The organism is Actinoplanes sp. HUAS TT8 (assembly GCF_051380535.1).
GTDB lineage: Bacteria > Actinomycetota > Actinomycetes > Mycobacteriales > Micromonosporaceae > Actinoplanes.
The window spans coordinates 812,674-834,036 of record NZ_CP195646.1 but is presented as its reverse complement, the minus strand read 5'-3'; the positions used below and the strand labels follow the sequence as shown (position 1 = coordinate 834,036).

Sequence of the window (21,363 nt, the reverse complement as noted above, 5' to 3'; positions counted from 1 at the left end):
GTCATGACCGCGCCGCTCGCCGACATTCGCGTCCTGGAAACCGGAACCCTGCTCGCCGGCCCGTTCTGCGGCCAGCTCCTCGGGGATTTCGGCGCCGAGGTGATCAAGCTGGAGGATCCGGGTCGTGGCGACCCGATGCGCCAGTGGGGGCGGGAGAAGCCGCACGGCCAGTCGCTGTGGTGGCCGGTCGTCGCGCGGAACAAGAAGTCGGTCACCTGCAACCTGCGCGAGCCCGAGGGGCAGGCGCTGGTCCGGCGACTGGTCGAGCACGCCGACGTGCTTCTGGAGAACTTCCGCCCCGGCACGCTGGAGCGCTGGGGCCTGTCCTACGACGAGCTTTCCAAGATCAATCCCAGGCTCATTCTCGTACGGGTGACCGGTTACGGTCAGACCGGGCCGTACTCGCCTCGCGCCGGGTTCGGGTCGATCGGTGAGGCGATGGGCGGTCTGCGGTATGTGACCGGCGAGGCCGACCGGCCGCCGTCACGCAGCGGCATCTCGATCGGCGACTCCCTCGCCGCGACCTATGCGGCTTTCGGCACCCTGGCCGCCCTGCACGCCCGCGAGCGCACCGGCCGCGGGCAGGTCGTCGACTCGGCGATCTACGAGGCGGTCCTCGCCATGATGGAGTCGCTGATCCCGGAGTGGAACGTCGCCGGATATCGTCGCGAGCGCACCGGCCCGATCCTGCCCAACGTCGCGCCGAGCAACGTCTACCCGAGCGCCGACGGCTCCGACGTGCTGATCGCGGCCAACCAGGACACGGTGTTCCGACGCCTGGCCGACGTGATGGGCCGCCCCGACCTGGCGGCCGACCCACGGTATGCGACGCACGGCGCCCGCGGCGAACACCAGACCGAACTCGATCAGTTGATCAGCGAGTGGACCGTGACCGTTCCGGCGGCCAAACTGCTCGCGCTGCTGCACGAATCGGGTGTGCCGGCCGGCGGCATCTACACCGCCGAGGACATCCTGGCCGACCCGCACGTGCAGGCCCGCGAGGCGGTGGTGACCGTCGACCATCCGGAACTCGGGCCGCTGAAGATGCAGAACGTCGCCCCGAAACTGTCCGAGACGCCGGGCGCGGTGAAGTGGCCCGGGCCGGCCCTGGGAGCCAGTAACGACGAGATCTACCGGGGCATTCTCGGCCTCGGCGACGACGACCTGGCCGGGCTGCGCGAGCGCGGCATCATCTGATGGCCGGGCTCGACGAGGACTACGCGACCGCCGGGTTCGCCCGCAGGCTGGGCTGGGGAGACCGGCCCGCGGTGCTACTCGTGGACCCGGCGGTCGCGTACACCCACCCCGACTCGCCGCTCTACCTGGGCACCGGGGAGATCGCCGCGCAGGCCATGTCCGCGCTGGCGGCGTCGGCCCGCGCGTCCGGCGTCCCGGTGATCTGGACCCGGGTCCACTTCGCCGACGCGTCCTGCTCCGAAGCACCGCTGTTCGCGGCCAAGGTGCCCGCGCTCAAGGCGTTCGCCGAGGGCAGCGAGTTCGCCGGGTTCACCCCGCCGCTCGCCCCCGCGCCGGGCGAGCTCGTGGTGGTCAAGCATTACGCGAGCGCGTTCGCGGGCACGTCCCTGGCCGCCTGGCTGGCCTCGCACCACATCGACACCCTGGTCATCGGCGGGTATTCGACGAGCGGCTGCGTCCGGGCGTCGGCCCTGGACGCGCTGCAGCACGGCTTCCGCCCGATGGTCGTCCGCGAGGCCTGCGCCGACCGCGCGCCTGGCCCGCACGAGTCCAACCTGTTCGACCTCGACGCCAAGTACGCCGACGTCCTCTCCCTCGACGACGCCCTCACCGAACTCGCCGCTCGCTGACCCTTCCAGCTGGTGCTCACGGCTGTCCCGGACCCCGGGAAACAGCCCTCAGCACCAGCCAGCCTCCCGCAGCCGGCGCCCACCGCTGCCTCCGGACCCCCGACACAACCACCAGCACCAGCCGCCGGCACGCAGCTGGCACCCATGGCTGCTTCCAGGCCCCCAACACAACCACCAGCACCAGCCGCCGGCACGCAGCTGGCGCCCATGGCTGCCTCCGGCGCCGGGAGACAACCCTCAGCGCCAGCCGGGACCCGCAGCCTCACCGCTAGGCCTCGCAGCTGGTTCTCACGGTTGCTTCCCCAGGCCCGAGGCAGCCCTGGCGACCAGCCGCGAGCCGTCGGCTGGTCGCCAGGGCTGTCTCACGGCCCGGGAAGCAACCGTGAGCGCCAGCTGGGAGAGTGGGTCGCGGCCGGAGGCGGGAGTGGGCCGCAGGCTGGCGTGCCCCGCCGGGAGAGTGGGTCGCGGACGGGGGCGGGAGTGGGCCGCAGGCTGGCGTGCCCCGCCGGGAGAGTGGGTCGCGGACGGGGGCGGGAGTGGGCCGCAGGCTGGCGGGCCCCGCCGGGAGAGCGCGTTGCGGCTGGGGTGAGGGTGGGGCGTGAGCCGCCCATCCCCACGGGCGGCTCACGGACGTACCGGAAAGGGGTTTTAAGGGAGGGTGACGATCGTGTTGGCGGTGAGCAGGGACTGGTAGTAGGTGCCGCCGGGGTAGTACGAGGACGTCATGGTGCCGGCCACCGCGTCGTTGGTCCAGGCGACGGCCAGGGTCTGCAGGGCGGTCACGTTGGCCGCCTTGGACGAGCCGGCGGTCAGCGTGCACAGGAAGTTGGTGCTGGATCCTTCGGCGTCGCAATGGCTGCCGGTGGTCAGGCGGACGCCGAGGAAGGTGCGGGACGGCAGGGACGTGATCAGCTGGGCGGTGCCGCTGGCGTTGCTGTTGGCGGTGTAGGGCGGCGACGAGATCGTGTAGATCGGCAGCGAGGTGCTCGCCAGCGCGGCCAGCCCGGTCGCCATGTTGGTGCCGGACGGGGATTTCACCGGGTCGAGCAGCTGCAGGTAGCGCAGGTTGGTGAACGCGGCCGGGTAGGTCGTCTTGATGAGCCCGGCCACGTAGGTGACCGCGTCGCCGCCGGCCGAGTGCCCGGCCAGGACGAACTTGGTGGGCAGGGTGCTTCCGGTGCGCCCGGCGGTGGTCGCGGCGGCGGCGTAGCTGGTGGCGAGGTTGCTGGTGGGGCTGCCGAACCAGGCGGCGACGCCGGCCAGGAAGGCCGGGTTGCTGCCGGTGTTGTTGACCGTGCAGCCGGAGGAGTTGGACGAGGGCAGGGTCGGCGCGAAGACCAGGAATCCGTCGGCCTGGTACTTGCCGGCCAGTGCGGCCATGTTGCTCTTGGAGCGGGAGAAGCCGTGCTGCAGGTAGACCAGCGCCTTCGGGCTGGTGGTGGCCGGGAAGTACCAGTCGGCGGCCGGGTGCAGCGTCCCGCTGCCGCAGGGGACGTCGACCGTGTTGGTGACGACGGTCGCGGCCGCGGACGCGGGCGTTGGGACGGTGAGCAGTGCCGCCGAGGTCAGGACCACGGCGGCGAGCAGGCGGGACAGGGACACGAGACCTCCAGGGTCAGCCGTCACACTCTCCGAAACAGTGTTTCCATTAACGTGTTTCGATGTTCGAGTGTCAAGGCCGGGCACAAAAAAGCCCGGCGCCTGAGGCGCCGGGCTTCGTCGCGCTGCGTCACTCCTCGCCGGCGCCGAGATGCCACGGGACGACGAGCGGGTGACGCTCCTCGTCCCGCGCGGCGATGCCCTCCATCGATCGCGCGTATTGGCGGCGAGTGATCTCGCCCTCCATCAGCTGGGTGCAGAGGACGCCTTCCAGGCTCTGCGGAGCGAAGAAGGCCTCGGGCACCAGCAGCGGTTCTTCCGTTTTCCGCGCCTCGGCACGGACCCCCCGCACTGCGAGCACGCAGGCGGCGACCAGGACCAGGATGAGCAGGAACAGGATCAGCATCGCCACCGCCTTGTCGGATCAGAAGCGGGCTGAATTCGTCCGCCTGTCAGTGAAAACGGATCACAGGGCGTATCGGTTCGACGGTTTCCCGACGATCTCCACGGGGTCGCTCCCTCCCACGATCGGGTAGCGGGGATGTCCACGGCCGGTGATCACTGACTACTGTCCAGTTGTGCCCGGAAAATCCGGTTCACCTCTGAAATAACAGTAAATGCGTGCTGTGCGCGACCGGGCCGTCTGTCCACATTGCTCAGGGAGCACGATGCCCTACGACTACGACAGCTTCAGCCGCCTGGCCGGGTCCCCGGATCCGGCCCCCGAGGGCGACTACCGGGTCCGGCTCAAGCGCCTGACCCGCCATCGCCCGGTGCGCAGCCTCCTGATCGCGGGATTCGCGTTCACGCTGGAGGCGACGTTCTTCGGCTGGCTGCTCACCTCGGCCGACCTGGCCGGCGGGCTCACCGTCCCGACCATGATCATGGTCGCCGCGATCGCCCTGATCGAACTGTTCCGCCTGGTCAACGTGGTGACCCTGTGTCTGGCCACGCTGCGGGCGCGTGACCCGGTGCCGGTCCCGCCGGACCGGCGGCTGCGGGTCGCCTTCCTCACCACGATCGTGCCCGGCAAGGAGCCGATCGAGATGGTCGAGGGCACTCTGCGGGCGGCCCGCCGGATCTACGAGGGCCCGGACGTCTGGTTGCTCGACGAGGGGGACGACGACCAGGTCAAACAGATGTGCAAGCGGGTCGGGGCCAACCACTTCAGCCGTAAGGGCGTACTCAAATGGAACGCCGAGGGCGGTGCTTTCAAGGCGAAGACCAAGCACGGGAACTACAACGCCTGGATGGACGCGCACGGCGACGAGTACGACGTGTTCGTCTCGGTCGACCCGGATCACGTGCCGCTGCCGTCGTTCTGCGAGCGGCTGCTCGGCTACTTCCGGGACCCGGACGTGGCGTTCGTGGTCGGGCCGCAGATCTACGGCAACTACGACAACCTGGTCACCCGCTGGGCGGAATCACAGCAGTACCTGTTCCACTCGCTGCTGCAGCGGGCCGGGAACAAGCTGGGCGCGCCGATGCTGGTGGGGACCAACAACGCCGTACGCATCAAGGCTCTTCGCAGTGTGGGTGGTCTTCAGGACTCGATCACCGAGGACATGGCGACCAGCCTGGCGATCCACTCGGCGCGTAACCCGGCGACCGGGCGGCGCTGGAGTTCGGTCTACACGCCGGACGTGCTGGCGGTCGGCGAGGGCCCGTCGTCCTGGACCGACCTGTTCAGCCAGCAGCACCGCTGGTCCCGTGGCACCGACGAGGTGTGTGTGGCCGGGTTCTGGAAGCGGATCCGCGGGCTCGGTTTCCGCCGGTCGCTGCACTACGGGCTGCTGATGGCCTACTACCCGCTGACCGCGGTGGCCTGGCTGCTCGGCACCGCGACCGCGTTCGGGCACATCGTGCTCGGTTTCCGCGGCGTGCAGGTGCCGCAGCAGGTGTGGTCGATGCTCTACGTCGACGCGGCGCTCTTCCAGGTCGGCCTCTACCTGTGGAATCGGCGGCACAACGTCAGCCCGCACGAGGAGGCCGGCTCCTCCGGGCTGACCGGGATGCTGCTGTCGACGCTGTGCGCGCCGGTCTACGTCGCCTCGTTCCGGCAGACGCTGCTGCGCAAACGGGCCGGTTTTGTCGTCACCCCGAAGGGCGACTCGGCCAGCCCCGATCGGATCGCCACGTTCCGGTCGCACCTCAACTGGGCCGCGTTCTTCGCGTTCCTGCTGGTCACGGCGGTCGTCACCGGTCGCACACACGGACTGATGTGGCTCTGGCCGAGCCTCAACCTGGCGCTCTGCCTGGCCCCGCCGGTCCTCTGGGCGTGCGGGCGCGGCCCATCGCCCACGCCCGCGCGCATCCCACAACAACGAACAAAAGAGCCGATTAGGACGTACGCATGATCCCCCGACCCAAACCCACGCTGGCCCGCCGCCTGCTCCGGGGCGCCGCCGTGCTCCCGGCCGTCGCCGCGGTCGCCATCGCCAACCGCCCGATCGTGGTCTTCGCCGCCGACGAGTACCACGAGTACAAGATCGATCGACCGGCCTACAAGGAGACCTACGGCCACTGGTCGATGCTGACCGTGCCGGACGCCTTCAAGATCAACGCAATCCACGCCGCTCTGCTCAGCACCGGCAAGGTCCTGATCGTCGCCGGCTCCGGCAACAACCGGCAGAACTTCGAGGCCGGCACGTTCAAGACGATCCTCTGGGACCCCGCCACCGACAAGTACTCGCTGGTCCCGACGCCGACCGACATGTTCTGCGGCGGGCACACGTTCCTGGCCGACGGCAAACTGCTGGTGGCCGGGGGCACCAAGTCGTACGAGGTGCTGCCCGAGAACATCAAGTTCGCGGCCGGCGTCATGAAGATCAAGAACGAGTCGCCGGACGGCGGGCCGCGGCCGGTCAAGAAGGGCACGGTCTTCCTCGCCCCGGACGGCAAGCAGTACGCCACCCGGGCCGACGTGAGCGTGCCGGCCGCCATGAAGATGGTCCACGCCGGGCAGACCATGGTGCACGCCGGCGAGGTCGAGGTCTGGGTCGACGCCCTGATCGCCGGCAACAGCCAGGTCATCGAGCAGCCGGCCCAGTACCGGATCGCCGGGCTGACCGGGGTGGCCGGGCGCAACCTGTACGGGGTCGCCGACAAGATCAGCCGGGACAAGCAGGAGTACGGCGGGGACAACACGTCCTACGAGTTCGACCCGAAGACCGAGCAGTACGTCCGGACCGGGAACCTCACCGACCACCGGTGGTACCCGACCCTGGCTCCCCTGTCCGGCGGCAACGTGATCGCCGTGTCCGGTCTCGATCAGTTCGGCCGGATGCTGCCCGGACGCAACGAGGTCTACTACGCCAAGGACAAACGCTGGGTCGCCGCCCCCAAACTGACCCGGATGTTCCCGACGTATCCGGCGCTGTTCGTCACCCGCGACGAGCGGCTGTTCTTCTCCGGGTCCAACGCCGGGTACGGCTCGGCCACCGAGGGCCGCACCCCCGGCCTCTGGAACATGCGCAACAACGACTTCCAGCCGGTGCCCGGCCTGCGCGACGGCACGATGACCGAGACCAGCGCGTCCGTCCTGCTGCCCCCGGCCCAGAAGCAGCGCGTCATGATCCTGGGCGGCGGCGCGGTCGGCGACTCCCCGGTCTCCACCGCCCGGACCGCGATCGCCGACCTGTCGGCCAAACACCCGGTCTACGAACCCGGGCCGGACCTGCCCAACCCGACGCGCTACCTGAACGCCGTCATCCTGCCCGACGACACGGTCTTCACCAGCGGCGGTTCGGAGGGATATCGCGGCGGGCCGTACCACGGGCAGATGCGCAGCGACCTGCTCACCGCCCAGATCTACGACGTGGGGGCCAACGCGTTCCGGACCGCCGCCGCGCCGACCGTCGGCCGCGACTACCACTCGGAGGCGCTGCTGCTGCCGGACGGTCGGGTGATCACCATGGGCAGTGATCCGATCTACGACCGTACGGGAAAGAATCCGGGAGTCTTCGAGCAGCGCATCGAGATCTACAGCCCGCCGTATCTGTTCAAGGGCGCCCGCCCGTCCATCGTCGGCGGCCCGTCCGAGGTCGCCCGCGGCGCCGTCGTCCAGTACGCGACCCCGGACGCCGCCCGCATCGAGACGGCCCGCCTGATCCGGCCGGCCGCGGTCACCCACGCGACCGATGTGGATCAGCGGTCGGTGGCGCTCGCCCTGCGCCGCACGACCGGCGGGGTCATGGTCCAGATCCCGAAGGAGCGCGGCCTGATCCCGCCCGGCTGGTACATGCTGTTCCTCACCGACACCGGCGGCGTCCCCTCCCCCGCCAAGTGGGTCCACGTTTCTTGAAACACGATTATTCGGTACGGACATACGCGGGCCGGCCGGGATCTCCACCGGCCGGCCCGCGTCCCGGCAATCAGTTCGGGCACGGCTGTCGGATCCGGGGTTCGCCGTTCGTAGGTCGGGTAAAGCCACCACCGAGGGAGAGACCGATGCCGCACCCGCAGTCCAAGATCCACCGGATGTCCGAGCTGGTCGAGCCGATCGGCACGGTCACCTTCTCCGACGTGCCGAACGAGGCGTTCCTGGCCATCGGCATGCGCAACTACTGGGACGGCTACTTCGCCGGTCGCGCCGCGCCGCTCGGGACGGCGCCGGCCGAGGTCGTGCACGCGGTCTTCTACAACTTCGCCGAGGGCGAGGTGGCCCGGCACATCCCGTGGGTGTGGGGCAAGACCACCCCGCAGGAGGCGATCGCCGTCCGCGAGCGGGGCAGCACCGACGCGATGCGCCGGCGGATCGGCGAACTCGCCGACGCACCGAACCTGACCCGGCTCGCCGACCTGACCACCCGGGCCGGACTCAGCGCGCCGACCGAGGGCCGCGCGCTCTACGCCGGGCTGCGGGCGCTCGCCGTGCCCGAGGAGCCCCTGGCCCGGCTCTGGCACTCGGCGACGCTGCTGCGCGAACACCGCGGGGACGGCCACAACGCCGTCCTGCTGGCCCACGGCATCAGCGGCACCGAATCGCACGTCCTGCTCGCGCTCACCATGGGCATGCGGGCCGAGAAGTTCGGCCGCATCCACCACCTGCCGAAGAAACAGCTGGCCGCGGTCATCGACGGCCTGCGCGCCCGCGGCCTGGTGAACGCCGACGGCGGCTTCACCGACGTGGGCCGCGAGACCCGCGAACGCATCGAGTCCCTGACCGACGATCTCGCGGCGCCGGCCTACGACGTGCTCACCCCGGACGAGCTGGACGAGCTGATCGCCGGCCTCGAACCGATCGCCGCCGCCCTGCGCGCCGCCGAGGACTGACCGTCACTGACGGCGCACGAACAGCGGGTACGCCTCGGGGCGGCCGCCCTTGTCCTGGGCGACACTCCAGTGCTGCAGCACCCAGCCCGCCTTGGTGATCGCCTCAAGCATGATGGTCCAGTCGCTGATGTTCCCGGACAGTTGGTGACCAGTGGCCGGTGAGTTGAGCCGCGGCGCGAAATACCAGTCCCCGTTCGCGAACGCCTTCTGCGCTTCCGCGCCGAGCGTGTTCGCCTTGGCATCCTTGATCCATCCCATGACAGCCGAGGCTAGGCGCCACGATCAACCATGGAGGATCATCCGTTCGACCCTGATTCACCGTCACGGCAGGAGCGGTCCGGCGATGGACGAGGAACGGTTCTGGGAACTCGTCGCCGACAGCCGGCGGGAGAGCGGCGACGACACCGAGCTGACCTCGCGTCTCCTGTTCCGCCGCCTCCGCGTGCTGAACGCACCCGAGGTCGTGGAGTTCGTCCGGATCTGGGAACGGATCAGAACCCGCCTGGACACCTGGCCGGTGACCGACGCGGTCTGCCTGCTGCTCGGTGCCGTCGAGGAGGAGGACCTGGACCCGATTCTGGACTGGATCATCTCGTACGGCCAGACCGTGGCCGGGCGCGTGGTCGCGGACCCGGACAGCCTCGTCGAGCTCGCCGCGGATGCGGGTAACGCCCGCGCGCAGTGGTTCGGCGAGTTCACCACCGAGGCGCACATCGTCGTCAGCGGCACCTGGCCGCTGGGCTACGACCCGGATGAGCCCGACGACCGGGCCGGCGAGCATGTGGACGTCGCCGATCAGGACGTCGCCCGGCAGCGGTTCCCGAGGTTGACCGCCTTCCGGGAGCGGCACCCCGAACTCGGCCGCCCCGAACTGCGTTGACGCCTCAGCTGGTGGCCAGGGAGAGGGCGTACTCGGGCCACCACCGGCCGGCCTCGGGGGCGCCGCCGCCGCAGGCGCCGTCGGATTCGCCGGGGCGTTTGACCCACAGGTAGGCGTCGACGCGGGCGTGGCCGGTCTGGGTGGTCGGGGCCGGGCCGAGGGCGCGGCCGGGCGGGTTGCACCAGTGGCCGTCCCCGGACCCCGCGGTCTCGGCCGGGCCGTTGCCGTTGCGACTGGTGTCGATGACGAAGTGCTTTCCGGCGAGACGGTCGGAGATGGCCGTACCGTAATCGATGTTGGCTTGGGTGGTTTCGAAGTTGGCGACGTTGAGGCTGAACCCGTCGGCGTCGCTGACGCCCGCTTTGCGCAGGGAATCGACGACGCGGTCGACGTCCTTGACCCAGCCCGGATTGCCGCCGTCGAGGTAGACGCGCACCCACGGGTCGGCCTTGAACGCCCGGATGGCCTCCCCGAGGAGTTGATAGCGTTCCTGCGTCGCTTCCGGGGAAAGACAATTCTGCAGTACGTGCGTGACCGCGTCCGGTTCCAGGACGACCAGCGCCGGGGAGCCGTTGACTGCGGCGGCCAGCTGCGCGATCCACTGGCGGTAGGCGTCCGCGTCGGGCGCGCCGCCGCCCGAGTGGCCGCCGCAGTCGCGCTGCGGGACGTAGTAGGCGACCAGCACCGGCGTCCGCCCGGCGACCTGGGCCGAGGTGACCAGGTCGCGGGCCTTGTCGGCGAAGCCGGGGTCGGCGTCGGCGAACCAGACCGCGGTCGGCGCGTCGGCGATGCGTTTCACCGCGGTGGCGTCCGCGGTCCGGCCTTCCGCGGTCCACTGCTGGACCTGGGCGACGGCCGGCCCGGACGGTTCGGCGTAGAACTGCTCGACGGACGCGGACGGGCTGGCCGTCGTCGGGGCGGGCTTGGGTTCCGGGTCGTCGGAGCAGGCCACGAGCACCGTGCAGGCGACGACGGCCAGAACCACAAAACGAACTCTCATATCCCCTTCAAGCCTGTCAGCGCACCGAGCGGGCCACCGTCAGCGCCTCCTCGAGCGTCGTCAGTCCCTCCAGCCGGTAGGTGACGCTCCCGTTCACCCAGATCAGCGTCGGCCCGGCCAGGTGGGCGGTCTCGGTCCGGCTCACGCCGTCGCGCCCGACGTAGGTGACCGGGTGCGGCTCGGACAGCCAGAGCGCGCCATCACCGAGAGTCACCCACTCCGCGTTCGTCGTCGCCTTCAGGAACACTGGGTCCAGCGCCCCGTCGAACTGGTCAAAACGCACCGTACCGTCCCGATAGAGCAGCGAGACCACACGCGGCCCGCCGTTTTTGTCCGAATCGGCGAGAAGCACCCGGTCGGGCGACCCCAGCGCGTCCGGCACCCCGACCGGGAAGAGAGCCACCCGACGGGCCTCGTCGAGATCCGCGCTCCGGACGGACGGAATCGGACTGGGCGTGGCCGGCAGCGGCCCGCGCGGCTGGTCCTGCCGCACCTCGACCCCGGCGAGTCGCAGGATCGCGCCGACCACCGTGGCCCGGGCCGGCGAGATCGCCGCCACGGCGATGACCAGCGCCGCGACGATCGCGGACAGATAGAAACGGGCGCGATGACGGCGCGGGGCCGGCCTGGCCAGGCGCCGCCGGACCGCTTCCCGCTGATCCATCGCCTCGGGTACGGGGTAGGAACGCCCCAGCTCACGAAGCTCCGCGACAAGCTCGTTGAACTCGTGGTCAGACACCGGGCACCTCCTCCACCGACATCCGGTCGCGCAGCTTGCCCAGGGCCCGCGCGGTCCGCGACTTGACGGTGCCGCGGGGCAGCCCGAGGGTCATCGCGGTCTCCGCCTCGGACAGATCGAGCAGGTATCGGCAGACCAGCACGTCCCGGTCGCGGGCGTCGAGCGCGCGCAACCGGTCGAGCAGGAACCGCCGCCGCTCCCCGGCGACCGCCGACTCGGCCGGATCGGGTTCGTGCGGTTCCGGGCCGGCCCGCACCCCGGCCCGCTGCAGCAGCCCGTCCCGGCGTCGCCGCGAGCGCACCAGGTTGCGGGTCTCGTTGGCGACGATCGCCAGCAGCCACGCCTTGAACCCGGCGTCGCCGCGATAACGGCCGAGCTGCCGGTACGCCTTCACGAACGCCTCCTGCACCACGTCGTCCGCGTCCGCGCCGGCGCCGAGCAGCACGGCCGCCCGGTGTGCGGGCGCGGTGCAGCGTTCGACCAGGATCTCGTAGGCGTCCAGGTCCCCCGCGCGCGCTCGCGCCACGACGGCCGCCTCGTCTGCTGCCACACAGATAGGACACCACCGATCGGGAACCGGTTCCGCATCGAGCGGTGTCATCGGGGCATGACGACTCGCCGGAACTTCCTCACCCTCGCCGCAGCGGCGTCCGGGCTCGCGCTGGCCGGTTGCCGCGAGACCCCGGAATCGACGGCCGCGCCCGATCTGCTGCTGGCCGGGACCGGCCGGGGGTTGGTGCGGCTGACGCCGCAGGGCGAGCTGGCGTACGGGACAGAGGCGGTGCTGAGCAGCGACAACGCGCGGATCATGACCGTACGGGAGGGAAGTTTGACGCAGATCGCGACCGGGACCGGCGTGGCGACCGGGACCACCCGCCTGCCCGCCGGATGGCTGCCCCGGGTGATCTCACCGGACGGGCGCGCCGGCGCCCTGACCCGCACCCCGCCGTCGGTGATCCCGTCCGGTCGCGCCCGCACCGAACTGCTCGTCGTCATCGACAAGAACCCGCGGGTGTACGACCTCCCGGGCGCGATCGAGCCGGACGCGTTCACCCTGGACGCGACCGGACTGTTCGTCCTGGACTGGCTGCCGGCGGCCGCGCCCGACCACTATCGCGTGCGACGGCTCGACCTGGCCGACGGAACGCTGCAGCCGCTGTTCACCCGGGACAAGTCACCGGTGCCGAACGGGGCCGAGGAGGAGATGCGCGGCGAGGGACGGCAGGCGGTGCCCAGCGCGGACGGGCGGCTGCTGCTCACGCTCTACACGCATCAGCCCGGACATCAGCACACGCGTGACCTGCTCTCCGGGCGGCCGGGCAACGCCCACGCGTTCGTGCACGTGCTCAACCTGGCCGAGGGCTGGGCCTACTGCGTGGACCTGCCGCACCCGTTCGGCGAGGGTCCGCCCGAGGGGCACGCGATCGCGGCCGACTCGTGGGGCGCCGCGGTGGTGGACAGCGCGAGCGGGCGGATGGCCTACGCGAACCTGGAGTCCCTGGCCGTGGACCGGGTGGTGGCGGCGCCGATCCCGGCCGGGGCGTCGTCGGCGCTGGTGATGGGACCGGACCGGCGGATCTACGCCGGGGCGGGCGATCGGATCACCGTGCTGAACCGGGACACCGACGTGGTCGAGGCCAGCCGGCCGGTCCCGGGCGTGGTGCGGGGGCTGGGGCTGAGCCGGGACGGCGCGCGGCTGTACGCGGGGACGCCGGGCGCGGTGCACTGGTTCTCGGCCGCCGACGGTCGCGCGCTGGGGTCGCGGGCGGTCCCGGACCTGACCGGTCTGAGATCGGTCGGCTGATGCGGTCAGGATCGGGCCCGGCCGGCCGATCAGGGCGCACGTGCTGCTCCGCTGCTACGCCCTCGTCACCACCGTGCTGGTGGCGACGTACCTGGCGTGGCCGTACGACCTGCGGCAGTGGCCGTTCCTGCTGGTGACGCTCGGCGCGGTGCAGCCCGCCGTGGTCCACGCGCTGCGCCGCGCACCGGTCGGCGCCCGCGCGCCGTGGTGGCTGATGCTGGTCGCGATGACGCTCTACAACACCGGCAACGTCATCTGGATCTGGCTGGCCACGGTCGGCCAACAGAACACCGGCGACGGCAGTCTGGCCGAGCTCTTCTACTCCGGCGGCGGCCTGTTCCTGCTGATCGCCGCGGTCGCGCTGGTCCGCCTGCGCGGTCGCGGGGACGTCGGCGGCGTGATCGACTCGGTGATCACCGCGGTCGCGTTCGGCGGGGTGCTGTGGGACGCGCTGCTGTGGCCGGTGATGACCCACCACCAGGAGCCCGCGGCCCGCCAGGTGTCGATGTTCGTCGGCGTCATGGTGGTCAGCGGTGCGCTCGGCGCGATGCTGCGGATCTCGCTGTCGGCCGGTCGGTCGGTGTCGGTGTGGCTGTTCACCGGCGGGGTCGCCCTGACCCTGGTCGGCGACGTGGTGTCGGTGCTGGCGGTGAACGCCGCCGGGGAGCGCGCCGACTGGACGAACATGGTGTACCTGGCGGCCTACGCGGCCGTCGGCTGCGCGGCCGTGCACCCCTCGGTCGGCTCGGCGATCGCTCCCGGTCAGGCCCCGCAGGACGACCTGAGCCGCGGGCGCATGACGTTCCTGGGGGCGATGCTCGCGCTGACCCCGCTGGTCGGCGGCGGCCGGGCCATGCTCGGGCGGCCGGTCGACGGCACCCTGATCGCGCTCTCCTCGGCCGCCGTGGTCCCGCTGGTCATGGTCCGCATCGCCCGCCTGGCCGATCAGCGCCGCGCGGCCGAGCAGGCGCTGCACCGGCTGGCGACGCGGGACTCCCTCACCGGCCTGCCGAACCGGGCCGCCTGCCTCGACCACCTGAGCGCCGCCCTGCAACCGGACGGGCCCGCCGTGCTGTTCTGTGACCTCGACGGGTTCAAACCGGTCAACGACCGTCTCGGCCACGCCGCCGGCGACGAGCTGCTGATCGCCGTGGCCGACCGGCTACGCGGCTGCGTCCGGGAGAACGACCTGGTCAGCCGCTTCGGCGGCGACGAGTTCGTACTGATCTGCCAGGGCCCGGACGCGATCGAGGCGGTGACCACCCGGATCGCCGCGATGACCGCCGAACCGTTCACCGCCGGTGGCGAGCAGGTCCGCATCGGCGTCAGCGTCGGCGCCGCCGAGGCCCGCCCGGACGACACCGTCGACACCGTGATCCGCCGGGCCGACCTGGCCATGTACGAGGCCAAGAAGTCCAAGCGGGTCGGCGCCCTGACCCTGGTCCTGGCCGCCTGACCGGGTCGCGCGGGTTGCCCGGTTCGGGCACACTTCCGCCGTGAGTTCACCCCGTGTCCAGGCCGTGTCCCAGTTGCTGCTCGTGTGGCTCGTCGGCTCGATCGTCCCGTACGGTGCGGTCGTCCTGGTCATCGCGGCCGCGTTCGCGCAGGCCCCGGGCGTGGCGATCGCACTGGTGATGGTCGCCGCGCTCGTCGTCGTGGCCGTCCTGTTCCGGGTGATCGCGGGCGCCACCAAGAGCGCCATGCCGCTCGGCGAGACCGGCACCGGCCGCTGGGGGTGGACACTGCTGGTGCTGGGCGGCGGCGCGGTGCTGCTGCGGGTCGGGTGGTCGGTGGTCGACTCGCTGGACTCGCGGCCGTCCCTGACCCTGCTCGCCGGATTGCCGTTCGCGCTGGTGGCCGGGCTGCTGCTGCGCGGCTGGCGGCCCCGCGCAGTCACCGCCGGGGTGCTGCTGGCGCTCGTCGTCGCCGGGTCGGCGCTGCTGCGGGCCAGCGGCCCGGACGAGGTCGAGGAGCGGCTGCAGGCCGCGAACCTGAGGCGGACCACCTACTACCTGGTCGACATTCCCGGGTACGGGCGGAGCGTCGACAGCGCCCCCGGTCAGGACTCCTACCTGCCCGCCGAGGCGTCCGCGATCAAGCCGTACGTGTTCATCAACGTCGAGGGGCACGGGCCGGGCGATGACGAGGCGACGCCGTGCCGGCCGACCAAGACCGTGACGCTGGCCAACTTCACCTGCTCGGCCGAGCCGGGCGGTCTGACGTTCTTCCAGGGCTACTCCGAGCTCGGCTACGAGGTGGACCTCGGCCACGATCACGTGGTGATCATGGGGACGGCCGGGGCCGAGCGTGACGTGCTGCGCGGCGGCGCCAAGACCCTGCACCGGACCGGCCAGGTCGACTCCGTCGGCCAGCCCGTCTTCAGCGCCGACCTGGCCGGGTTCCACGGCAAGCCGATCGAGGGCGGCCGGGGGATGCAGTACCTTCCGATCGGTCCCAACGGGGGCCCGGACGCGTACCGGATCCAGCTGATGGCCGGTCTGTACGGGACCGTCCAGGACTTCTGCGGGGCCGCCAGGTGCGAGACCGAGACGGACGGCAGCATCTACCGCCCGGCCGACGGTGATCAGCCGCAGACCTATCTGCGGCCGGTCGCCCAGGGGCAGGTCATGGTCACCGGTGGCGAGGCCGTGGACCGGCAGCTCCTGCACCGTACGGTGCTGGCCGCCCGCCCGGCGACCGACCGCGAGATCCTCGCCAACCTGCGCCCGCCCCGGAACCGGACGGCGACCGAACGCTACCGCGCCTGGCTCAAGGTGCACTTCTAGGCGGCCGGGACACCGGCGGCGGTGCAGGCCCGGCCGACCTGGCCGACCGCGTTCAGCAGTTCGTCCATGGCCTGCGCCGACTCGTCGCCGATCGTCGCGGTGAGCCAGGCGTCGTAGCGGGCCCGCACCTGCGTGCCGGCCTGCTCGATGCCGGCCACGCCGGACTTCCCGGCCTTGTCGATGATGGCCTTGATCGCCGGCTCGTCGACGTCGATCGCCTCCCCCGCCCGGGGCGCCGCGGCGGCGAGCTTGCAGGCCTGGCCGGCCTCGGGCGTGGCCACCTCGGACGCGGCCGGTTCCGACGTGGCCGCTTCAGCCGTGGCCGCGGGCGTTGCGACGGCCGCCGGTGACGCCGGTGCCGCGGCGGGATCGGGATCGGCCGGGCCGCAGGCGGAAACGGACATCAGGGCGATCGTCATCGTAAGGATCTGCACAGGCCGCATGGGGGCACGGTAGAGACAAATCCCTGTGGCCGCGCTCGGCCGTCCGGCCGGGATGTCGATCAATGGCCCCGGCGGTCACGGGCGGTCCAGCCGTAACACCCGGTGGCGGGGATCGTCGCGGGGGTTGTCGGGTTCCAGATCGCCCTCGGCGACCGGGACGAAACCGGCCTTCTCCAGTGCGCGCCACGACGCCCGGTTGGCCGCGACGACCGGGACCACGACGCACGTCGCGCCGGGCAGGTCGGTCCAGGTGCGGGCGGTGAACGCCGCGATCATGGACGGGCCCAGGCCGCGGCCGACGTCGCCCGGTTCGCCCAGGAGGTAGTCGAGGCTGACCGCGCCCGCCGGGACCGGGTAGACCGGGGCCATCTCGGCCAGGTACTCCGGATAGTCGGTCCACCAGCAGCGCTGCAGCAGCCCGGCCGGGCGGCCGGACAGTGACGCCAGCCAGTCCTGGTTCGGCTCCTCGCCGCGCGCGGACGGGCCGAAGTCGCGGTCCACCGCCTCGGGGGACCACTCGTGGTTCCACCAGCGGGCGACGTGCGGCTGCGACAACCAGCGGGCGAGCAGGCCGAAGTCGGCGGCCACCACGCGCCGGAAGGACCATGTCACCACCCCGCCACCGTACGCGAAGGTCAGAATTCGTACCGATGAATGAAACGAGGGAACCGAACGCGGGGTCCAGGAACCTTGATGGGGCATGGGGTTGATACGACGGGGTGAGCTTGCCGGCTACGAGGAGTTCGTGGCCGATCGTTACCTCGGGATCGTGCGTTTCGGCGCGCTGCTGGCCGGGGACGGCCTGCTCGGCGAGGATCTCGCGCAGGAAGGCCTGATCGCGGCCTACCGGTCGTGGCATCGGCTGAGCCGGCCGGACGGGCAGCCCGAGGCCTACGTACGCCGGGTGATGATCAATGCCGCGATGCGGGCCCGGCGCCGGCGCTGGCGGGGTGAGGTGCCGACCGCGGACCTGCCGGACACGGCCGGGCCGCCGGATTTCGCCGACGGGTCCGAGCTGAGCGTGCAGGTCTTCGCCGTGCTGCGGCAACTGCCGGTGGATCAACGGGTGGTCCTGGTGCTGCGGTTCTGGGCGGACGCCTCGGAGGCCGAGGCGGCGCAGATCCTGGGCATCGCGGTGGGGACGGTCAAGAGTCGTACACATCGGGCGCTGGCCGCGTTGCGCGCCGGTGGCCTGTTCACCGAGGCCGGCCCGGCCCGGAAGGAGACGCCGTGAACCCGAACGAGGTCCGTGAACTGCTCGATCGCGCGGCCGTCACGGTCACGCCGGCCCGGCCGGACCCGGTCTCCCGGATGGTCCGGCTCGGGCGGCGCAGCGTGCAGCGCCGCCGTGCCTGGGGGGCCGCACTCGCGACCCTGGTCGTGGCCACGGCGGTGCCGTTCGCGCTGTCGCGGCCGGGCGCGGCGCCGCCGGCCCCGGCATCACCGGCGGCGGTCACCTTCGACGGGCTGCGGGTCGCGGTGCCCGAGGGCTGGAAGTCGGTCCAGGTCGCGACCTTCGATCCGTGCACGGCCGAGCCGAACACCGTCTACCTGGCCGGGAAGCAGATCGTGCCGGACCCGTGCACGCCCAGGAGCTCGGACTGGATCGGGATCGCGCCGGAGACGTTCGGCGGGGCGATCTCCCCGAGCCTGCTGACGGTCAAGGACGACAACGTCATCCAGGGCGACGAGTCGCTGCCGGGGATCTGGAACTACCGGGCCTTCGACGGCCAGGAGACGAAGCCGGTGGTGACCGTCTCCGGTGACGAGAAGAACCGCGAGCGGCTGCTCGCGCGGGTCACCTGGCCGGCCGGGCCGCCCGCCGGGCCCTTGGCACTGCCCGCGAAGATCACCACTGTCACCGTGGACGGGCCGGGCATTCCGACCGCGACCAAGGCCGCGACGATCGCCCAGGTCCGCACGGCCCTCACCGGGCTGCACGAGCAGGTGCCGGCCGGGCAGGAGTGCACGCTGCGCAAGCCCGGCTCGGAAGGGTTCGTGCTGGACGACGACGTCATCGTGGTGCTCGGGAACGCGACCTGCCCGCAGGCGGTCTCCAACCACGGCGGGCGCGTGCGGGTCCCGGCCGGGCTCGTCAAGCAGTTGTACGACCTGATCCTGAAGGACAACGGCCTGCCGACCGAGTGACGGTCACCGCTTGCGGAACACGTCGAGGACGAACCACTCGTCCTCGTGGTGGATGAGACGGTCGAGACCGGACCGGGCGGCGACCTCGGCGTGCACGTTGAAACCGTCGTAGCCGCCCGGGTTCTCCCGGTCGCGGAAGTGGGTGACGAGCAGGTCGCCGCCCGGCTCCAGGCGGGTGAGGACACCGTCGAGCATGAGGTCCAGGTCGGCGGCGGACAGGTAGTACAGCAGGTCGCCGATGACGATCAGGTCGAACGTGCCGTCGGGGAGTTCGACGGGCAGCAGCGCGCGTTCGACCCGTACGTCAGGAAGCTCCGCGACCGCCGAGCGGGCCTGGACCACCGCTTCGTCGACGCAGTCGACGGCCAGCAGCGAGTCGCAGCGGGCCGCCAGCATCACGCTGAGCACGCCCACGGCGCAGCCCGGCTCGTAGGCGCGGCGGTAGCGTTCCCGGGGCAGACTGGCCATGGCGACCGCGTATTTACGCTGGTCGCTCCACTTGGTCTCGTTGTCCCAGGGGTCGTCCTTGGCCTCGTAGAGGCCGATGAAATGGTCGAGCGAGAAGGACGCCTCCGGCGGCTGGGCGTCACCCTGGGTACGTGTCACCCGCCGATTGTCCCCCGCGCTCAGCCGGACTGGACGGTCAGGGCACCGACCCCGCCCTCGGAGTCGATCTTGATGTCGGCGTCGTCGCCGTTGCGCAGGGTGTCGCCCTTGTCGACGGTCTTGTCGGTGTCGCCGTAGAGGGTGACCGTGCCGGCGCCCTTGCGGAAGAACGCGCGGACCTTCTCCTTCCCGTCGGTGACGATCCGCCAGGTGCCGATGCCGCCGCGTTCGGTGATCGGGATGGTCTCCATCTGATCGGGAACGGACATGTCGACGGTTGCGGCGCCGCCGATCAGCTCGATCGCGCCGATCCGGCCGCCGGTGAAGTCGAGACCGGCCTCGCTGACGCCGCCGCGCATCCGGAACGACCACTTGACGTCGTCGCTGAGCAGCACGTCGACCCGGGCCGAGCCGTTCTTCTTCCCGTTCGGGGCGACGCTCACCTTGAGCGTTCCGTCGGTGAACGCGGCCTTGGCGGTGATCGTGCTGTCGTCGGCGACGCCGACCTTGAAGAAGCCGCTGCCGACGTCGCCGATCGTGACCCGCAGCTGGCTGACGCCGTTGACGAGCTCCAGGGTGGCCGTGTCCGGGATCGCCGGCGCGGTGGTGGGCGGGGCCGGTGGGGCGGCGGCCGTGGTGGTGGGCGGGGCCGAGGAGGGGGCGGCCGGCGGGGAGGTGCCGACGAAGACCGGTGGGGTGGCCGGTGGGGTCTGCACGGCGGTCGGGACCGAGATCGGGGGTGCGGGCAGGGCGGCCGGGCTCCCCCGGTCGGAACGGGCGTAGGAGACCGCGGCGAAGACGGCGCCACCGGCCAGGACAGCGACTGCCGCCAACAGGACGACAGGCTTCCAATCCATTCCCGTACGGCGGTCCGGGTCCCCGATCCATCGGGTACCGGCCGGGTCGGCCCCGTCGGGCGCCGGTTCGGCCGGGGGCCCGGTGTGCAGGGCCGGTCCGGTGCGGGTGGCGTCCACCCCGGGCAGCTCGTAGTGGTCGGCGGGCGGCCCGAACCGGTGCGGGGCCTCGGGCCAGTAGTCGGAGATCCGGGGCCACCACCCCGGTGGAGTGGCCGACGGGTCGCCGGTCTTCGGAACTGGACTTTCCACGCACGTCTCCTCGCTGCGGCCAGCCGGCACCCCATGTCCACGCCGGGTGGTCCGCTGAGGTATACGCAACGATCGCTGGTTCGGTTCGGCCGGCGGGAGAAAAGATTTGTACGCGGTTTGCAGTGAAACCCTTGATATCCGGCACCCGTCCGACAAAGATCCTTATCGCTTCATTAAGTTCGTTTGCGTCAGGTTCTGCAGGAAGCGAATTACATGCCGGAAGACGACTCCCCAGAGGGGTTGCGGGTCGGCGGCTGGTTGCCGCCGTATTCCCCCGATGCGAACTCCCGCAAAGCGCCGGTCCGGTCCACCCCGCCCGCCTCCTTCCCACCCGCGCCGATCCCCGGCTTCCCGGGCTGGAATCGCAGGTCCGGGCCGTTCCGCCGGCGGGCCGCCCTGGTGGCCGTCGCGATCGCCACCCTCGGGGTGGCCGGCGTGACCGCCGCTTCTCTCGGCAGCGCCGAGAAAGAGGGCGATCCGACTTTCCTGGCCGGTGGTGTCCCGCCAGCACCACCACCCGCCCAGACCGTCGTGGTCGCCCCGATCCCCAGTGTCGGTTCCCTTTCCCCCAGTTCACGCCCACCATTTACCGGGAGCGCTCCCACCACGACTCACGTCCGGCACCAGCCGGCGGCCAAGCCGACCCCGTCCCCCTCGACGACCACCACAACGCCACCGGCCGTCACCCTGCGTGTCGGCACACAGGTCACTCTGCCCCTGGCCGACCACCCCGACCACCGGGTCCGGCACCGCAATTTTCTCGGGCGGATAGACGCCATCGGGGCCTCCAGCAACGCCGCCGACCGAGCCGACTCGGTGTTCACCGTGCGTACCGGGCTAGGGAATTCCGGATGCGTGTCGTTCGAATCTGTAAACTATCCCGGCTATTTCTTACGGCACCAGAACTTCGTAATAAAGCTGAACCGGCAGGATCCGTCGGATCTGTACGCGCAGGACGCCACTTTCTGTCCGGTCACGATTCGCTCGGGGGCCGCACTCGTGTTGCGTTCCACCAATTATCCGAAACGGTTCGTCACCGAATCCGACGGCCGGTTGTATCTGAGCGAGACCACCGCGGACCGGGCGCTCGCGCTCGTGCCGGGTGTCGCCTGAGCTGACCGCGACAAGACCGCGCTGGGTGCTGCTTCAAGG

At 71.3% G+C, this 21,363-nt stretch carries 22 protein-coding genes; 12 read left to right on the top strand and 10 right to left on the bottom strand.

What is annotated here, in order from left to right; translation table 11 throughout:
- Nucleotides 1–3: 3 nt before the first annotated feature.
- Both ACSHV8_RS03700 and ACSHV8_RS03695 read left to right on the top strand, forming a co-directional pair.
- Complete coding sequence (locus tag ACSHV8_RS03700; RefSeq protein ID WP_436529358.1) at nucleotides 4–1,197, top strand: CaiB/BaiF CoA transferase family protein; 1,194 nt, start codon at nucleotides 4–6, stop codon at nucleotides 1,195–1,197.
- Nucleotides 1,197–1,826, top strand: a complete 630-nt coding sequence (locus tag ACSHV8_RS03695) for an isochorismatase family protein (RefSeq protein ID WP_436529356.1) — start codon at nucleotides 1,197–1,199, stop codon at nucleotides 1,824–1,826. The genes ACSHV8_RS03700 and ACSHV8_RS03695 overlap by 1 nt, the downstream gene beginning before the upstream one ends.
- Before the next feature lie 648 nt (nucleotides 1,827–2,474).
- Here ACSHV8_RS03695 and ACSHV8_RS03690 read toward each other — a convergent pair.
- The gene (locus ACSHV8_RS03690; protein ID WP_436529354.1) at nucleotides 2,475–3,428 is read right to left on the bottom strand and encodes an alpha/beta hydrolase; all 954 of its coding nucleotides are present in this window, start codon (nucleotides 3,426–3,428) and stop codon (nucleotides 2,475–2,477) included.
- Between the two features lie 127 nt (nucleotides 3,429–3,555).
- On the bottom strand, nucleotides 3,556–3,831 hold the full coding sequence (locus ACSHV8_RS03685; protein WP_436529352.1) for a hypothetical protein: 276 nt from the start codon (nucleotides 3,829–3,831) through the stop codon (nucleotides 3,556–3,558).
- Nucleotides 3,832–4,093: 262 nt separating this feature from the next.
- Here ACSHV8_RS03685 and ACSHV8_RS03680 point away from each other — a divergent pair, with 262 nt between their 5' ends.
- From ACSHV8_RS03680 to ACSHV8_RS03670, 3 genes are all read left to right on the top strand, one after another.
- Entirely contained in the window at nucleotides 4,094–5,782 is a 1,689-nt protein-coding gene (locus ACSHV8_RS03680; RefSeq protein ID WP_436529350.1) for a glycosyltransferase family 2 protein, read from the top strand.
- Nucleotides 5,779–7,728 (top strand): galactose oxidase-like domain-containing protein, encoded by a 1,950-nt coding sequence (locus ACSHV8_RS03675; protein ID WP_436529348.1) that lies wholly within the window; start codon nucleotides 5,779–5,781, stop codon nucleotides 7,726–7,728. The genes ACSHV8_RS03680 and ACSHV8_RS03675 overlap by 4 nt, the downstream gene beginning before the upstream one ends.
- 146 nt (nucleotides 7,729–7,874) lie before the next feature.
- Nucleotides 7,875–8,699, top strand: a complete 825-nt coding sequence (locus ACSHV8_RS03670; protein WP_436529346.1) for an SCO6745 family protein — start codon at nucleotides 7,875–7,877, stop codon at nucleotides 8,697–8,699.
- Between the two features lie 3 nt (nucleotides 8,700–8,702).
- On the opposite strand, the gene ACSHV8_RS03665 is transcribed toward ACSHV8_RS03670, so the two are convergent.
- On the bottom strand, nucleotides 8,703–8,957 hold the full coding sequence (locus ACSHV8_RS03665) for a hypothetical protein (RefSeq protein WP_436529344.1): 255 nt from the start codon (nucleotides 8,955–8,957) through the stop codon (nucleotides 8,703–8,705).
- Nucleotides 8,958–9,042: 85 nt separating this feature from the next.
- Here ACSHV8_RS03665 and ACSHV8_RS03660 point away from each other — a divergent pair, with 85 nt between their 5' ends.
- Nucleotides 9,043–9,579, top strand: coding sequence for a DUF4240 domain-containing protein (locus ACSHV8_RS03660; protein WP_436529342.1), 537 nt, complete (start codon nucleotides 9,043–9,045; stop codon nucleotides 9,577–9,579).
- 4 nt (nucleotides 9,580–9,583) lie between these two features.
- Here the strand turns inward: ACSHV8_RS03660 and ACSHV8_RS03655 are convergent, their stop codons facing one another.
- Genes ACSHV8_RS03655 through ACSHV8_RS03645 form a run of 3 tightly spaced genes read right to left on the bottom strand, consistent with a single transcriptional unit; the run spans nucleotide 9,584 to nucleotide 11,868 of the window.
- On the bottom strand, nucleotides 9,584–10,579 hold the full coding sequence (locus ACSHV8_RS03655) for a glycoside hydrolase family 6 protein (RefSeq protein ID WP_436529340.1): 996 nt from the start codon (nucleotides 10,577–10,579) through the stop codon (nucleotides 9,584–9,586).
- 16 nt (nucleotides 10,580–10,595) lie between these two features.
- On the bottom strand, nucleotides 10,596–11,318 hold the full coding sequence (locus ACSHV8_RS03650; protein ID WP_436529339.1) for a hypothetical protein: 723 nt from the start codon (nucleotides 11,316–11,318) through the stop codon (nucleotides 10,596–10,598).
- Complete coding sequence (locus tag ACSHV8_RS03645) at nucleotides 11,311–11,868, bottom strand: RNA polymerase sigma factor (RefSeq protein WP_436529337.1); 558 nt, start codon at nucleotides 11,866–11,868, stop codon at nucleotides 11,311–11,313. The genes ACSHV8_RS03650 and ACSHV8_RS03645 overlap by 8 nt, the downstream gene beginning before the upstream one ends.
- Nucleotides 11,869–11,925: 57 nt before the next feature.
- Here ACSHV8_RS03645 and ACSHV8_RS03640 point away from each other — a divergent pair, with 57 nt between their 5' ends.
- Genes ACSHV8_RS03640 through ACSHV8_RS03630 form a run of 3 tightly spaced genes read left to right on the top strand, consistent with a single transcriptional unit; the run spans nucleotide 11,926 to nucleotide 15,908 of the window.
- Nucleotides 11,926–13,122 (top strand): YncE family protein, encoded by a 1,197-nt coding sequence (locus ACSHV8_RS03640; protein WP_436529335.1) that lies wholly within the window; start codon nucleotides 11,926–11,928, stop codon nucleotides 13,120–13,122.
- A gap of 40 nt (nucleotides 13,123–13,162) precedes the next feature.
- Complete coding sequence (locus ACSHV8_RS03635) at nucleotides 13,163–14,578, top strand: diguanylate cyclase domain-containing protein (protein ID WP_436529333.1); 1,416 nt, start codon at nucleotides 13,163–13,165, stop codon at nucleotides 14,576–14,578.
- Nucleotides 14,579–14,618: 40 nt separating this feature from the next.
- Nucleotides 14,619–15,908, top strand: coding sequence for a hypothetical protein (locus tag ACSHV8_RS03630; protein ID WP_436529331.1), 1,290 nt, complete (start codon nucleotides 14,619–14,621; stop codon nucleotides 15,906–15,908).
- On the opposite strand, the gene ACSHV8_RS03625 is transcribed toward ACSHV8_RS03630, so the two are convergent.
- Both ACSHV8_RS03625 and ACSHV8_RS03620 read right to left on the bottom strand, forming a co-directional pair.
- The gene (locus ACSHV8_RS03625; RefSeq protein ID WP_436529329.1) at nucleotides 15,905–16,351 is read right to left on the bottom strand and encodes a hypothetical protein; all 447 of its coding nucleotides are present in this window, start codon (nucleotides 16,349–16,351) and stop codon (nucleotides 15,905–15,907) included. The genes ACSHV8_RS03630 and ACSHV8_RS03625 overlap by 4 nt on opposite strands.
- 75 nt (nucleotides 16,352–16,426) lie before the next feature.
- Complete coding sequence (locus ACSHV8_RS03620; protein WP_436529327.1) at nucleotides 16,427–16,966, bottom strand: GNAT family N-acetyltransferase; 540 nt, start codon at nucleotides 16,964–16,966, stop codon at nucleotides 16,427–16,429.
- Nucleotides 16,967–17,051: 85 nt separating this feature from the next.
- Between ACSHV8_RS03620 and ACSHV8_RS03615 the strand changes: the two genes are divergently transcribed.
- A complete protein-coding gene (locus ACSHV8_RS03615) occupies nucleotides 17,052–17,585 on the top strand; it encodes a SigE family RNA polymerase sigma factor (protein ID WP_436529325.1) in 534 nt (177 codons plus the stop codon).
- Nucleotides 17,582–18,499, top strand: coding sequence for a hypothetical protein (locus ACSHV8_RS03610; protein ID WP_436529324.1), 918 nt, complete (start codon nucleotides 17,582–17,584; stop codon nucleotides 18,497–18,499). The genes ACSHV8_RS03615 and ACSHV8_RS03610 overlap by 4 nt, the downstream gene beginning before the upstream one ends.
- Nucleotides 18,500–18,502: 3 nt before the next feature.
- Here ACSHV8_RS03610 and ACSHV8_RS03605 read toward each other — a convergent pair whose 3' ends face one another.
- Nucleotides 18,503–19,105: an SAM-dependent methyltransferase gene (locus ACSHV8_RS03605; RefSeq protein ID WP_436529322.1), complete on the bottom strand. Its 603-nt coding sequence runs from the start codon at nucleotides 19,103–19,105 to the stop codon at nucleotides 18,503–18,505.
- A gap of 20 nt (nucleotides 19,106–19,125) precedes the next feature.
- Nucleotides 19,126–20,211 (bottom strand): hypothetical protein, encoded by a 1,086-nt coding sequence (locus ACSHV8_RS03600; RefSeq protein WP_436529320.1) that lies wholly within the window; start codon nucleotides 20,209–20,211, stop codon nucleotides 19,126–19,128.
- A gap of 183 nt (nucleotides 20,212–20,394) precedes the next feature.
- Here ACSHV8_RS03600 and ACSHV8_RS03595 point away from each other — a divergent pair, with 183 nt between their 5' ends.
- Nucleotides 20,395–21,324 (top strand): AbfB domain-containing protein, encoded by a 930-nt coding sequence (locus ACSHV8_RS03595; protein ID WP_436529319.1) that lies wholly within the window; start codon nucleotides 20,395–20,397, stop codon nucleotides 21,322–21,324.
- Nucleotides 21,325–21,363 lie beyond the last annotated feature (39 nt).

What these genes read in the sequence shown, in the direction of transcription:
- ACSHV8_RS03700 (WP_436529358.1), top strand. Translation starts at nt 4, where the DNA reads ATGACCGCGCCGCTCGCCGACATTCGCGTCCTGGAAACCGGAACCCTG.
- ACSHV8_RS03695 (WP_436529356.1), top strand. Translation starts at nt 1,197, where the DNA reads ATGGCCGGGCTCGACGAGGACTACGCGACCGCCGGGTTCGCCCGCAGG.
- ACSHV8_RS03685 (WP_436529352.1), bottom strand. Translation starts at nt 3,831, where the DNA reads ATGCTGATCCTGTTCCTGCTCATCCTGGTCCTGGTCGCCGCCTGCGTG.
- ACSHV8_RS03680 (WP_436529350.1), top strand. Translation starts at nt 4,094, where the DNA reads ATGCCCTACGACTACGACAGCTTCAGCCGCCTGGCCGGGTCCCCGGAT.
- ACSHV8_RS03675 (WP_436529348.1), top strand. Translation starts at nt 5,779, where the DNA reads ATGATCCCCCGACCCAAACCCACGCTGGCCCGCCGCCTGCTCCGGGGC.
- ACSHV8_RS03670 (WP_436529346.1), top strand. Translation starts at nt 7,875, where the DNA reads ATGCCGCACCCGCAGTCCAAGATCCACCGGATGTCCGAGCTGGTCGAG.
- ACSHV8_RS03665 (WP_436529344.1), bottom strand. Translation starts at nt 8,957, where the DNA reads ATGGGATGGATCAAGGATGCCAAGGCGAACACGCTCGGCGCGGAAGCG.
- ACSHV8_RS03660 (WP_436529342.1), top strand. Translation starts at nt 9,043, where the DNA reads ATGGACGAGGAACGGTTCTGGGAACTCGTCGCCGACAGCCGGCGGGAG.
- ACSHV8_RS03655 (WP_436529340.1), bottom strand. Translation starts at nt 10,579, where the DNA reads ATGAGAGTTCGTTTTGTGGTTCTGGCCGTCGTCGCCTGCACGGTGCTC.
- ACSHV8_RS03640 (WP_436529335.1), top strand. Translation starts at nt 11,926, where the DNA reads ATGACGACTCGCCGGAACTTCCTCACCCTCGCCGCAGCGGCGTCCGGG.
- ACSHV8_RS03625 (WP_436529329.1), bottom strand. Translation starts at nt 16,351, where the DNA reads ATGCGGCCTGTGCAGATCCTTACGATGACGATCGCCCTGATGTCCGTT.
- ACSHV8_RS03615 (WP_436529325.1), top strand. Translation starts at nt 17,052, where the DNA reads ATGGGGTTGATACGACGGGGTGAGCTTGCCGGCTACGAGGAGTTCGTG.